This is a genomic window from Streptococcus hepaticus (assembly GCF_043656315.1).
Lineage (GTDB): Bacteria > Bacillota > Bacilli > Lactobacillales > Streptococcaceae > Streptococcus > Streptococcus hepaticus.
This window is the reverse complement of the sequence record NZ_JBINIY010000024.1, coordinates 1-14745: the sequence shown is the minus strand read 5'-3', so window position 1 is coordinate 14745 and position 14745 is coordinate 1. Positions and strand designations below refer to the sequence as shown.

Below are 14745 nucleotides of genomic sequence, written 5' to 3'. Positions count from 1 at the left end.
ATGTTTTAATTTTTCTTTCTAATCTAGCAAGTTGATAAGTATGGCTGTCTATTTTTTGTGGTAAACTAAAAATAATGAGGAATGAGTTTGAGAACTGGTATGATGAAGTAGGGGATATTGTGATTTTAGCAAATCAATTAAATACCACATTTCTTGTGATGCAATATAAGGTGGATGATTGTTAGGAGGGGTTATGAGCAAATAGTCTTGTAGATGTGGCTATGGAATGAATGATCATCGGTATCCTGATCCTAATTGTATCTGGGGATTTCCAGAAGAGGATATTGATAAGATGTAAAGACAATAAACTTGCTCATGAGGATGTTGTCGATTCTAGCTATTGTATTTATAGATGTCCTATCTGTGGCCGCCTTATGATTTTTGAAGGTGAAGATACATTTGAGATATATGAGAAGACTGCTGCAATAAAGTCCTCTCTACCGTTTATTGGTCAAGTGCGCTGTATTGGTCATCAATTTAATAGCTGGGGACTCGTGAGAGGAAAGGTTTACGATGTTACGGCGATTAAAGAGGGCTGTTTAACGGTTCATGTCAGTGAGATAAACCAGACGATGACTCTTCCAGCTACATTTTATGGTGAAGGGAAGAAGTTGTTCGAATATCCCTGGGAAATTATTTTTGACCCACATCAAGAACTGGAAAATGTTATACATTATAGTGATAAGTGGGATGAAGAGGAAGATAATTATGATGAATGGTTCTGTGAGGTAGAGTTCAATTCCTATTCTAATCGCTATACCTATCGTTGTAATGTAGATATTGTTGTTGGGGATTTTGTAGAAGTACCGATTAGAGACTTTGGGACTAGTATCGCTTTGGTGACCAAGGTTCACAACGACCCTAATCTCGTTCCTTTTCCTTTAGACCGTCTTAAAACTATATTTGGCAAAGCCAGTTATGAAGAGTGGAGCGGTAGCAACTTAGAGGGCTTGTTGAAGCAGTTTTCTGCCTTTGATATTGCTCAACTTTACTTGGCGGAGGTCAAAAAAGTTCATGTTCTTAAAACGGATATTGGTCATTTTTGGCTAGAAGCAGATGGTACACCCATTACCTTCTTGGTCAAGAGATTTGAATCCGTGGCTGAGCACCCGTCGGAGGGGCGGTTGATGTTGATTGCAGATGATTCCAGAGTTTCTCTTTCTGGCCGCATCAAGCTGTGTACGGACATAGATTTTTCAAGTAGTCGGTATATTGATATTCTAAGTGATGAGTGGGATGAAGGTAGTGAGTGGCAGGTTGGCAATAAGGCTATTGGTATTACGGTTAACAATCGACTTTCCGTACATGAGTTTAACAAACTGAGAGTTCCCTATTATTTCAAAAAAGATAAAGAAGGAATTTTTTCCTTTCAATTAGGCTGGAAGACCTATAAATCGGATGATGATTTGGATTTGTTTTTTAATTTGACCTAATGATAGTTCCCATTTCAGACTAATTTCTAAACAAAGTTCATTCAAATCCGGTCAAACTTTGGTACAATGAAAGCATGTTTTCAAGTAATTTTTCATTTCTAAGGAGATAACTATGTACCAAACTACTATCAGGGGCGACAAGCTTTATCATTCGGTGTCGGAAGGTTATGGGGAGCCTGTGGAGCTTTTCGGTGCTGTTGAAAATGGTGAGACTCCTATGAGTTTGCTCAATATTGCGCTTGCTTCCTGCGTGACCATGTGTGTGCAGGGCTATTTTAAGCGGAGCCAAGGGATTGTGCAAATGGATGTGGCTGTCGATAGTTCCCATGAGGATGAAGTTTTTCATCTGACGGTTACCTTGTCGGAAAAAGTTTCTGAAAGGCAGGAAGCGGAAGTGCTGGATTACATTAATCAACAATGTCGGGTCAAGAAACTCTTGCGGACAGATGTGACCATAAACATTGAATTGAATTACCGATAAGTATGGGCTGGATATCTATCCAAGCCCATTTCTGATATAATAGAGAGACTAGAAAGGGTGAGAGAATGAAACTAGTTTATAGTGAGATGAGTCAGGATTTGACGGCTATATTGACCCAAGAGGCTCAAGAATTTGCGAAAAAGGATCAGCGGGTATTTTACATCGCCCCCAACTCCCTGTCTTTTGAAATGGAGCGGAAAGTATTGGAGCGTTTGGAAGGTCAAGCTTCATTTGATATTATGGTGACGCGTTTTGGACAAATGGCACGGTATTTTGTCCTCAATGAAAGCCCTCAGGGGGAAACACTAGATGATATTGGCATGACCATGCTTTTTTACCGTGTCTTATCCCAATTCGATGATACCGAGCTGAAGGTCTATGGCAAGTTGAAGCAGGATATGGGCTTCATCAGTCAGTTGCTAGCTCTTTACAAGGAAATGCAGTCGGCTAATCTGAGTGTTTCTGACTTAGAGGCTATGGATTCTCCAGAAAAAAGGGAAGATTTAAGCAAGATTTTTTCAGTTTTTGCGGAAGCGCTTGGAAAAGAGACGTATGCCCACGAAAGTAAGTTGGCTTTTTTCACGCGCCTAGTTTCTTCTGGAAATTTGGACGCAGAATTAAGCCAAGTGGCTCTTGTCATTGACGGCTTTACCCGTTTTTCAGCAGAGGAAGAAGCCTTGGTTGCGGCTTTATCGAGCCGTGTTTCAGAGATTGTGATTGGTATCTATGCTAGTCAGAAAGCCTACAATTCAACTTATATTGAAGGGAATATCTATCAAGCTCCTGTTGATTTTTTGCGCCAGCTAGCTCAGGCCTATCAGGTTAAGCCTGCCTTTTTAAGTGCTGAAAATGAGCTGGACAGTCTAGGTAAGATTTCCAAAAATCTAGAAAATCAGTCCAGCTTTTCAGATGAAAAATTGCCTTTAACAGACCAAGACTTATCTGTTCTTCAGATTTGGGATGTGACCAATCAGAAGGAGGAAGTAGAGCAGGTGGCGCGTGCCATCCGTCACGACTTGCAGGAAGGCTACCGCTATAAGGATATCTTGGTGCTGTTAGGAGATGTGGATGCCTACCAGTTGCAGATTGGGAAGATTTTTGACAAGTATGAGATTCCTTTTTATCTAGGTAAGGCTGAGGAGATGAGCCACCATCCCTTGGTGCACTTTGTGGAGTCCTTGGAGCGGGTTAAACGCTACAATTTTCGGACAGAAGATGTGCTGAATTTGCTCAAGTCGGGTCTATACGGGCATTTTCAGCAGTTTACTCTGGATAAATTTGAGCAGTATCTCCTCTTTGCAGATGTCAAGGGGCAGGCAAAATTTGCTAGAGATTTTACAGTGAATACCCATGGAAAATATGACCTGGACTTTCTCAATCGCATTCGTCATACCTTCATGGCACCTTTACAAGAACTGTTCAAGGCACAAGCTCAGTCTGGTCGCAGTATCTTGCAAAAATTTAGTAAGTTCTTACAACAAGTGCAGTTGGCAGAAAATATGCAATCTTTGGCAGCAGACAGGGACGAGCTTGCTTTGGAGAAAGAAGAGCAAGTTTGGAAGGCATTCTGTCATATTTTGGGATTGACGAATACCATTTTTGGTCAGGAAAAATTACGTTTGGATGAATTTTTAGCCCTCTTGCGTGCAGGCATGGAGGTTAGTTGCTACCGGGTGGTTCCTGCAACGGTGGATGTGGTCAATGTCAAATCCTATGACCTGATTGCTCCACATACCGCCAAGAAAATTTATGCCATTGGTCTTAGCAAGTCCAATTTCCCTAAGATTACCAAAAATACCAGCCTCTTGACAGAGGAAGAAAAACTGCGTATCAATGATAAAACGGATGGTGTTGGACATTTCGATATTCCCTCTCGTGAAAATACCAAGAAAAATCACTTTACTATGTTGTCCTTAGTCAACTCAGCGACAGACCAGCTTGTCTTGTCTAGTCCTCAGATTTTTAATGAAGCTGAGGATAGACAGTCGCCTTACTTGAAGCTATTGGCGGATATGGGTGTGGAGCGCATTGAAAAAGGGCGGGAGAAGACCTTGTCTGCGCAAGATATTGGACATTACAAGGGGCTCTTGTCACGTGTTATCGAGGCTAATCGGGCAGATTTCAATCAAGAATGGACGCAAGAAGAAGCAACTTTCTGGGCAGTTGCCGTTCGTTATTTACGGAAGAAATTAGAAGTCGAAAACATTGCCATACCAGCTGTTTCAAGCGACTTGAAGACCGTCCAGCTAGCGGAAGAGACCTTGGATAAACTGTATCCATCTGGTCAGCCTTTGCAGTTATCCGCTTCTAGCCTAACGACTTTCTATCAGAACGAATATCTCTATTTCTTGCGCTACGTTTTGCGACTGGAGGAGCAGGATAGTATTCACCCCGATGCGCGGAGCCATGGGAATTTCCTGCATCGGATTTTTGAAAGGGTCATGACGGATGACAATCCAGATTTTGACCAGAAGCTGGGACAGGCTATCACGGCGACGCGTCAGGAAGCAGAGTTTACAGCCCTTTATCAAAATGATGCCGAGTCCCAATTTTCTGAGCAGCGCCTGCTGGATATTGCGCGTGCAACTTCATTGGTTTTGCGGGATGATTCGATCATTGATGTCTTGGAGGATGAAGCCGTTTTTGGTGCGGAGGATTCCAATCTTTTGACCTTGGGAAATGGCAGAGCGGTTAACATTCGCGGAAAGATTGACCGTTTGGACTCCATCAAATCTGACGGTGCTTTGGGTGTCGTTGACTACAAATCCAGCAAGAAAGAATTCAAATTGGCGGATTTTTACAATGGACTTAGTCCTCAGCTCATGACCTACATCGCAGCCATTAAGAATCACAAGGATTACAGTCACGCTGAGAAGATTTTCGGTGCCATGTATCTGCATATGCTAGATCCGATTGTCAATTTGAAAGATACCAAGGGTGCAGACACAGTGCTAGCAGAGGCTTACAAGTCGCTGGTTTACCGTGGATTATTTATGGAAGAGGAGACCAACCGTCTCAATCAGTTTTACTATAAGGCGAAAAACACCACCTTCAATGCAGATGAGATGGCTCTCCTTTTAGCACATAATGAGCGATTGTATAAAGAAGCAGCTGAAAAAATTCTCTCGGGTAGCTTTTCCATTAACCCTTACACTCAAGATGGAAAATCTGTCGCGGGAGAGCAAGTCAAGGCTATCACAGGCTTTGAAGCCAATCTCCATCTGGCTTATGCCCGTCATCTAGAAACTGGGGGCAAACGTGAAGACTGGATTGAACGAATGAGAGCGAAAGGAGGTCAGTCATGACATTTGAAGCATTTTTGACAGCTCAAGAAATTGCAAATTTGCAGGAGGCAGAAGCAGCTTCTGACAAGGAACAAAAGCGTACGCCTGAGCAAATCGAAGCCATCTACACCAATGGAAACAATGTCTTAGTATCGGCCTCAGCTGGCTCAGGAAAGACCTTTGTCATGGTCGAACGAATCTTGGATAAAATCAAGCGTGGTGTGGCCATTAACCAGCTTTTTATCTCGACCTTTACCGTCAAAGCAGCTGGTGAGCTTAAGGAACGGATTGAGAAAAAGTTGAATGCAGCACTGGCTCAGACCAGGGATGAAGAGCTGCGACAGCATTTGTCAGCCCAGCTTTTGGATCTGGAAACAGCTGATATTGGTACCATGGATGCCTTTACCCAAAAACTCTTGACCACTTATGGTTACACCATTGGTGTGGCGCCGAACTTTAGGATTTTGCAGGATAAAAATGAGCAGGATTTGCTGAAAAATGAAGTCTACGCAGACCTCTTTGAAGATTATATGGTGGGTGCTGATAGAGACGTTTTTCAGACCTTGGTTGAAAATTTCTCTGGAAATAGCAAGGATTCCAAAGCTTTTCGCTCGGTTGTTTATCAAGTGCATGCCTTTAGTCAGTCGACAAGTAATCCAAAAGCATGGTTGCAAAATAAACTTCTCTATGGACATGAACACTTTACTAGCCTAGATAGTTTACCGGAATCTGTCTTGCGAGGACTTTTAGATGCCATGACGCAGGCTGCAAATGACTTGCAGGACTTGACTGATTCGCCAGATTACAAGCAAGTGACGGCCAAAGGAACGCCAACAGCCACCTACAGCAAGCACCAAGCGATGTTTACAGGTTTACGTGACTTACAGGCAGAATTTCTTGCAGACAAGAATTTTAGTAAACTCATGACAGACTTGTCAGCCCTCCTGCCTTCTGGCGCAGAAATTACGGTTGCTAAGGTCAAATATCCTGTTTTCAAGCAAGTCAAAACGCGCCTAGCTGACTTGCAACATCTGGAAACCATTTTGGAATACCAAGATTTGGCTCTGCCCTTGCTGAAAGTCTTGCAACAGTTTGTCTTAGATTTTACGGATCAATATTTGCAACGAAAAATGCAGGAAGCGGCTTTTGAGTTCTCAGATGTCAGCCATTTTGCCATTCAAATCTTGGAAGAAAATGAAGAGATTCGCCAGTTTTACCAAGAGCGTTATCAGGAAGTCATGGTGGACGAGTACCAAGATAATAACCATAGCCAGGAACGCATGCTGGATCTTCTGTCAAACGGACATAATCGTTTCATGGTAGGGGATATCAAGCAGTCTATTTATCGATTTCGTCAGGCTGATCCGCAGATTTTCCAGTCAAAATTTGAAGCCTATCAGGAAAATCCAAGCGCTGGGAAACTGATTTTGCTCAAGGAAAATTTCCGTAGTCAGTCAGAAGTTTTGGATGCCACTAATGCGATTTTCACCCGTCTCATGGACCGCCAAGTTGGACAAATCAAGTATGACCAGACCCATACCTTGGTAGCGGGTAGTCCTGGTCAAAAGATTGTTCTTCCTGAAAATGAAATGGAGTATCTCATTTACGATACGGATGTGGATGAAACGGCAGAAGCTAGCGATATCACAGCTGGCGAGGTTGAGTTAGTCGCCAAAGAAATTATTCACTTGGTCAATGAAAAAGATGTGGCCTTTTCAGATATTACCCTCCTTGTCCCATCTCGTACGCGGAATGAAGCTATATTGTCTACCTTTGAAAAGCATGGTATTCCCCTTGTTTCTGACGGTGGGGAGGCCAATTATCTCAAGTCGGTTGAGGTCATGGTCATGCTGGACACCCTACGTACCATTAACAATCCGCTCAATGATTACGCCTTGGTTGCCCTGCTCAAGTCACCCATGTTCCATTTCGATGAGGATGAGCTGGCTCGTCTAGCACTCCAAGCGGACAAGGGCAATCTCTATGAAAAGATTCTCTTAGCTTTGGAGAAAAAAGGGGCTCATTCAGACTTGGTAACCAGTGAGTTACTTCAAAAACTGACAGACTTTCAAACTTTCCTTGAAAGCTGGCGCAGATTTGCCAAGTCGGGGTCCATCCATGACTTGATTTGGAAGATTTTCAATGAAAAATTCTACTATGACTATGTCGGTTCCCTGCCAAATGGTGTCAAACGTCAGGCTAATCTCTATGCTCTCGGACTTCGTGCCAATAATTTTGAGAAGACTGGTTTTAAGAGTTTGGCTCGTTTCATTTCTATGATTGACAAGCTATTGGCTAGTGAAAATGATCTGGCAGATGTAGAAGTAGCGCTGCCACAAAATGCTGTCCAGCTCATGACCGTCCACAAGTCCAAGGGGCTGGAGTTCAAGTATGTTTTTCTGCTCAATATGGACAAGAATTTCAATGCCATGGAAAGCAAGTCTTCGGTCATTCTCAGTCGGGAAAATGGGATTGGCATCAAGTATCTGGCGGACATGAAGGATAAGTTTGACACGCCCCTCCCTCACGTGCGCGTGTCCATGAACACTCTTCCCTATCAGCTCAATCAACGAGAACTCAAGATTGCCAATCTTTCTGAACAAATGCGTCTTCTCTACGTTGCCATGACCCGGGCTGAGAAGAAATTGTACTTGGTCGGAAAAGGAAGTCAGGAGAAATTGGCAGATAAATACGATGGTAAGCAAGAAGAGGGAGTTCTGCTGGCTTCCACTCGGGAAAGCATGACCAATTTCCAAGATTGGATTTTAGGGATTTCCGAAGCTTTTGCTGACCAACATCTCTGCTTCAAGAAAACCTTTGTCACAGACCAAGACTTGACAGAAGATCAGATTGGTCAACTGCACATCAAGGGCAATATCTCTGCGGATGACTTGAAAGACAACCGTCAATCGGATGATATTTCAACTGCATTAGCGCAACTTGAAGCCGTTGAAGACTTGAACAAAACATACGCAGCTGCTATTCAGTTGCCTAGCCTACGTACGCCTAGCCAAATTAAAAAATTCTACGAGCCAGTTCTGTCGGATGAAGGCATGGAAGTCATGGAGAAGCATGTTTCGGTACCGAAGTTTGACTTACCAGATTTTTCAAAAAATCCTAAAGTGACAGGAGCGCAGATTGGTTCAGCTGTCCATGAGCTCATGCAACGTCTACCTTTACAGTCTCCGATGACTATGGATACTTTGCGAAACACCTTGGCGCAAGTGCAGGCAGAAGATCTTGTCAAGGAAAAGATTGACCTAGAAAAAGTAGCGGCTTTCTTTGATAGCCCACTCGGTCAGGAAATCTTGTCCAATCAAGACCGTGTTCGCCGTGAAGCGACTTTCTCTCTTCTCAAGAAAGAAGACCTTTCCCAAGAATCCTATGTTCTTCGTGGGATTATTGACGGATTTATCCACTATGATGACCACCTTGTCCTGTTTGACTACAAGACGGACCACTATGACAGTCCTGAGCAAATCCGCAACCGCTATGCTGGACAGATGCAGCTCTACGCAGAAGCCCTAGCGCAATCTTATCGCATAGATAAGATTGATAAGTATCTGATTTTGTTGGGGGGAGACGCGATTGACATTATAAAAATATAGTCAACTTTACAGATTATTTTCTATCTGCTATACTAATTAAAAATAGTTTTTAGGAGAAGAGATGGCATTTGTATTTAGTGAAGACATTGTAGAAAGTGTAGTAAAAGAGGTTAATGAAGCCAATCCTGGTTTTCAGTTTGATTGGCAGACTTATTTGCTAGTGTCCCAGCAATCTGGTCGGACTGCTACGGCCTACATATTGGTGGAAAACCCATACTATATTGCACTGATTCAAGTTGGAACATTTGATGTTAAAAAGGTGACAGATATTCATATCATTGCCAAAAGTCAAATTCAAGGATTTAAGCTGAAACGAGGAGTGATTCAAAATATCCTCAAAATTCGGATGAAAAATGGAGCTTTTTACAAGCTTCGTTTCCGTGATAAAGCTGGGAAAAAGTTGCCCCTACATGCTCAAAATGCAATGCAATACAAAATGGATTGGCCTAAGTATTTCGCTGACCGTTTTGATATGAAAGATTATCATACCTCCGTTTTTTCAGAGATTGGAACATGGCTACTGATTATTTTGATGTTTATCATTTCAATAATTATAATGGCTATTACAGACTCTAAGTTGATTGGCATAGCTGTTTTGGTGGGACTTCTTGCAGGAACTGATTGGATTAGTAACAAACTAAAAAGTAGGAAAATTATGAACGCTGATGCAGCATTCTTCAAAGAAGCTGAAGCTATCGAACAAAATGCACCAAATGTTTCCTTTGAAGAAACCTACCAAGCCATGAAACATTGTCAACCGCAACCTACGACAATGGAAGGTCAGACAGCCTACTATAGTCGCTTAGTCCAAATGGCACATTATCTGGGTTACGATGATGAAGCCCACCGTTACACGGAAATGATTCCCAGAGATTATTCCAAAGGAGCTGAGCAAGAGTACCTCGCTTGTGTCAATTACCTAGCTACTCCGATTGAAGAAGAAGTATCTGACAGTGAGAACAGTCTAAACTAGATAAAAAGCCGAGCAAAAATTCGGCTTTTTTGGTATAATGAATAGCAACACCCTAAAAGGAATGACTATGAACTTAGAAGAATTGAAAAAACGTCAGGAGAAGATTCGTAACTTCTCGATTATTGCTCATATTGACCATGGGAAATCAACCTTGGCTGACCGGATTTTGGAGAAAACAGAGACCGTTTCTAGCCGTGAAATGCAGGCCCAGTTGCTGGATAGTATGGATTTGGAGCGCGAGCGTGGGATTACCATTAAGCTCAATGCCGTTCAGCTCAACTATAAGGCAAATGATGGCGAAACCTATATTTTCCACCTGATTGACACCCCAGGACACGTCGATTTTACTTATGAAGTGTCGCGCTCACTAGCTGCCTGTGAAGGAGCTATTCTTGTCGTTGACGCGGCGCAAGGGATTGAGGCACAGACCTTAGCAAATGTTTACTTGGCCTTGGACAATGACCTAGAAATCCTGCCAATCATCAACAAAATTGACCTTCCTGCTGCAGACCCAGAACGTGTCCGCCATGAAATTGAAGATGTGATTGGTCTGGATGCTTCAGAAGCTGTTTTGACTTCTGCTAAAGCTGGTATCGGTATTGAGGAAATTTTGGAACAGATTGTAGAGAAAGTTCCTGCACCGACTGGTGATGTAGAAGCACCACTTCAAGCCTTGATTTTCGACTCTGTATACGATGCCTATCGTGGTGTTATCTTGCAAGTCCGTATTGTCAATGGAGTGGTGAAACCGGGTGACAAGATTCAGATGATGTCCAATGGGAAGACATTTGATGTCACCGAAGTTGGGATTTTCACACCAAAAGCAGTAGGACGTGACTACCTTGCGATAGGTGATGTTGGTTATATCGCGGCCTCTATCAAGACGGTTGCCGATACTCGTGTCGGGGATACAGTCACCTTGGCAAACAATCCTGCAACAGAAGCACTAGCTGGCTACAAGCAGATGAACCCAATGGTCTTTGCTGGGATTTACCCAATCGAGTCAAACAAATATAATGACCTTCGCGAAGCTCTTGAAAAATTGCAGCTAAATGATGCCAGTCTTCAATTTGAGCCCGAAACCTCACAAGCTCTTGGTTTTGGTTTCCGTTGTGGCTTCTTGGGATTGCTTCACATGGACGTTATTCAGGAGCGTTTGGAACGTGAGTTTAACATTGACCTCATCATGACGGCACCGTCTGTAGTCTACCATGTCAACACAACAGATGGCGACATGATTGAAGTGGCTAACCCGTCTGAATTCCCAGACCCAACGCGTGTAGAGACCATCGAAGAGCCATATGTCAAGGCGCAAATCATGGTTCCACAAGAGTATGTTGGAGCAGTGATGGATTTGGCACAACGCAAGCGCGGAGACTTTGTAACCATGGACTATATTGATGACAATCGTGTCAATGTGATTTACCAGATTCCACTGGCGGAGATTGTTTTTGACTTCTTTGACAAGCTCAAATCATCAACGCGTGGTTACGCAAGTTTTGACTACGAGATTTCAGAATACCGCAAATCTAAGTTGGTCAAAATGGATATTCTTCTTAACGGTGACAAAGTGGATGCGCTCAGCTTTATTGTTCACAAAGAATTTGCCTACGAACGTGGTAAACTCATCGTTGATAAACTCAAGAAAATCATCCCACGTCAACAATTTGAAGTACCCATCCAAGCAGCTATCGGTCAAAAAATCGTGGCTCGTTCAGACATCAAGGCCCTTCGTAAAAACGTTCTGGCCAAATGTTATGGTGGTGATGTTTCTCGTAAACGTAAACTCCTTGAAAAACAAAAAGCCGGTAAGAAACGGATGAAAGCCATCGGTTCCGTTGAAGTGCCACAAGAAGCCTTCTTATCAGTCCTTTCAATGGACGATGATGAAAAGAAATAGAAAGATAACCTAAGTTCAACTGGACTTAGGTTTTTCTTAATAGCGATGAAATTGTAGAAAAAAAGAGTAAGAACTCCGTCTTATCTGTAGTTCTTACTCTTTTTTTTGTGTAATTTGTGATAAAGCTCATCCAAATAATCTTCGTATTGCTGTTCACGAATAGCGAGAATATTTTCATAAATAGTCTTATAGTGAGTATCGTTGAAATTGATAGAAATGGTGATATACTGATACTGTTCTTCTCCGTAAATCTCTTTAAGAAAGGGAATGTATTGCTGTTCTGCTAATAAAACCGCCTTTTCTGTGTGATTTTCAGGGATAAATTTTTCGGAAAGCAGATTGACAGTTTGGATTTTGGTGGTATAGGTTGTAAAATTGCGCCGAATAAAGGAGGCAATCATGTTGAGATTGGCTTGATTATTGGCCACAATGACAAGGGGAATAGGTTTGAGACGATTTTTAAGAATTTCGCTCAGTTGAATTGTCAATAAGACAATGTGGTGCTTGGCAATATGTTTCGTAGATACATAGTGGCTCCCCCAATCCCGTAGGAGTTTCTCTACAATCTGAAACAGGCGTTTTGGATAAGGGGGGTCAATGTATTCAAAGAGATAATGGTCTGGAATGAGGTCATGGATATCGCAAAGAAAACGTCTCATACAGAACAGGACAGACAGTTGAAAATCAAAACTATCTGTGACTTCTTTTCCAAAAATTGCTTCAAATTTAGGAAGAAGATAGTTGAGGCGGGTATAGGCGAAAAATGGCGCAAAAAATTCAGAACTAACTTCGAGTCGCCATCTATCCTTGAAAAGAGGATTGTCTGTGATACCGTAAGCTAAAAAAAGATAGTCGATATCACCGTCTGTTAGTTCATTTTCAAATTTATCTGCTAAATTTTGTTTCAATGTTTGACGTAGAGGGGAATATACAGGATGAAATTTCAAAATTTCAAATTCTTCTGAGTAAGGAACGGAAACAGAATAACCCTGTCGTTTCCAAGAGAGAAAAATGAGATAGGAGAAAAAGTATTGTTCTTCAGGAATCAGCGATGTAGCAACATCGGGAAGATAAGTGTTGGTAGCCTGAATGAGGTCAAAAATCATTCGATGATCACTTTCAGTGAACTCGTACAAGGAAAATCCGAAGCGATAGTAGAGAGTTGCCAAAAGAAAACGCATGCGATATTCTGGGCCGACAATGGTATTTTTATCACAATCCAACCCAACTTTTTTCAAATAACTGATGCATTTATTTTTTAAGCGGTAGGCAGTTGCAAGTGATATAAAATATTTGTCTGCAAAATCATGTAAGTGAAGTTCGTCTTCCTGAATCAAAAAGAAGAGGAATTGCAAAAAAGTTGAATTTTGGAAAATTTGATGGAAAAAATGGGACTTCCGCGCTGGCTGGATAAGGGTTAGTGTAAGTTTATTGTTATTGCAGACGATAGTTAGTGAGTCATGAAAGATCGACTGAAGTTGTGGAAGTAGGGCAAAAAAGTCCTTTTCACTGATATGAGCGATTTCTAATAGTGACTTGAGATCAATTTCTCTAAAGTCTAATAGGAGGTTTATTAAGGTAACCTGCTGGATTATTTTCTTTTCAATGTAATTCTCAATCATATATCATTTCCTGTTTTGGGATTGAAATTATTATATCGAAATATCTAATTCCGAGCAAATTTGTAGGAAGCCACACATGTCGTTTAAAGCCATTATTTAGTAGTTTTCTCAAAAGGTATCCTAAAATAAAAAGAAAGTTGAAAAAAATAGGTTACCCCATTCCTATATAATAAAAGTGAAACTCTACTGTTATTATTGTGGAGACTGTCTATTAACATATGACTAAAAAATTATAAGGAGAAGATATGTTTAAAGAACATTCAAATCGAGAAAAGCAACGCTTTGGCTTTAGAAAATATAAAGTTGGTGTTGCCTCAGTCCTGCTGGCAGTAGCATTTTCAGGAGCAGTTCTACCATCATTTGTCGCACCAATGGCAACGATTGTGTATGCGGGTACTCGTATCCCAGGTTCTAAAGCGGAACTCAATGATGCTGCGGCTAAAAGTGTTGATTTAGCGAATATTGCTAATTTTGATTTTACTTCATTGCTTATTGTAGATCCTGGGTATCATGCTAAACTAAATTATGTAAAAGTTGGTACAACATATGGAACTCTAGAAAAAAATTTTTCTGAAATTACTGATGCTAAGGCTACAGGTACAGCGACGGTGAACTTTGTAATTATTGATGATAATACTGGACAGCCGTATACAAAGCAAGATGGACAAGTTGACCTTGTCTCACCTTCAATTCTTGTTACCAATACTCCTCCAGCAATCCCAGATAAAGATAAATACCAACCAACTACTGAAGGGATTACAGTTCCGAAGCGTAGTGTCATTACGGTTGAGGATATTAAGGGCAAAGTCACTATTCCAGAAGGAAGTGGCGGTATCATCAAGACAGTTGGTGAAATTCCAAGCACTTCGACAGATGGTGTGAAAACTCCAGTTACTGTTACTGTCGAATACCCAGATGGAACAAGTGACGAAGTGACAGTTCCTGTTACCGTAACTCCAGCAGACGACCCAGCGACGGACTCTATCACAGTACCTCAAGATGAGCCAATTACAGAAGATTTGGTTAAGAGCAAGGTTACTATTCCAGATGGTACAGGTGGTACGATTAAATCTGTTGGTGAAATTCCAAGCACGACGACTGCCGGTGTGAAACCACCTGTAACAGTTGTTGTTGAGTATCCAAACGGAGATACAGTTGAAGTGACTGTACCCGTGACAGTTACTCCTAAAGTTCCAAGTACGACACCGATTGAAGTTCCACAACACTCTATCGTTACAGAAGATGTGGTGAAAGGAAAGGTTGTCATCCCAGAAGGCAGCGGTGGAAAAATTACAAATGTTGGTACTATTCCAACGACAAATACTGCGGGCGAAAAACCAGCTGTTCCAGTAACAGTGACCTACGATGACGGAACATCAATTGTTGTCGACGTCCCAGTAACTGTGACTCCTGTAACTCCAACAGCTGGTGAGATCACCGTTCC

At 41.9% G+C, this 14745-nt stretch carries 8 protein-coding genes; 7 read left to right on the top strand and 1 reads right to left on the bottom strand.

All coding sequences use genetic code 11. The features are described 5' to 3' along the window. The first annotated feature begins 374 nt into the window (after positions 1–374). The 6 genes from ACHUFA_RS10595 to lepA all read left to right on the top strand — a co-directional run bounded on the left by ACHUFA_RS10595 (position 375) and on the right by lepA (position 11679). Entirely contained in the window at positions 375–1433 is a 1059-nt protein-coding gene (locus ACHUFA_RS10595) for a hypothetical protein (RefSeq protein WP_394406008.1), read from the top strand. A gap of 112 nt (positions 1434–1545) precedes the next feature. After that, positions 1546–1914, top strand: a complete 369-nt coding sequence (locus ACHUFA_RS10590; protein ID WP_394406005.1) for an OsmC family protein — start codon at positions 1546–1548, stop codon at positions 1912–1914. Positions 1915–1979: 65 nt separating this feature from the next. Further along, positions 1980–5219, top strand: coding sequence for an ATP-dependent nuclease subunit B (gene rexB / locus ACHUFA_RS10585; protein WP_222350029.1), 3240 nt, complete (start codon positions 1980–1982; stop codon positions 5217–5219). Then, the gene (gene addA / locus ACHUFA_RS10580; protein WP_394406003.1) at positions 5216–8806 is read left to right on the top strand and encodes a helicase-exonuclease AddAB subunit AddA; all 3591 of its coding nucleotides are present in this window, start codon (positions 5216–5218) and stop codon (positions 8804–8806) included. The genes rexB and addA overlap by 4 nt, the downstream gene beginning before the upstream one ends. 61 nt (positions 8807–8867) lie before the next feature. Next, positions 8868–9779 carry a hypothetical protein gene (locus ACHUFA_RS10575; protein WP_222350032.1) on the top strand — a complete coding sequence of 304 codons (912 nt, stop codon included), beginning with the start codon at positions 8868–8870 and terminating at the stop codon, positions 9777–9779. A gap of 67 nt (positions 9780–9846) precedes the next feature. Continuing rightward, positions 9847–11679 carry a translation elongation factor 4 gene (gene lepA, locus ACHUFA_RS10570; RefSeq protein WP_222350034.1) on the top strand — a complete coding sequence of 611 codons (1833 nt, stop codon included), beginning with the start codon at positions 9847–9849 and terminating at the stop codon, positions 11677–11679. 80 nt (positions 11680–11759) lie between these two features. Here lepA and ACHUFA_RS10565 read toward each other — a convergent pair whose 3' ends face one another. Further along, a complete protein-coding gene (locus tag ACHUFA_RS10565; protein WP_394405999.1) occupies positions 11760–13301 on the bottom strand; it encodes a helix-turn-helix domain-containing protein in 1542 nt (513 codons plus the stop codon). Between the two features lie 245 nt (positions 13302–13546). Here ACHUFA_RS10565 and ACHUFA_RS10560 point away from each other — a divergent pair. Beyond that, positions 13547–14745, top strand: a 1199-nt coding sequence (locus ACHUFA_RS10560; RefSeq protein WP_394405997.1) for a Rib/alpha-like domain-containing protein, incomplete at its 3' end; no start/stop codon positions are given.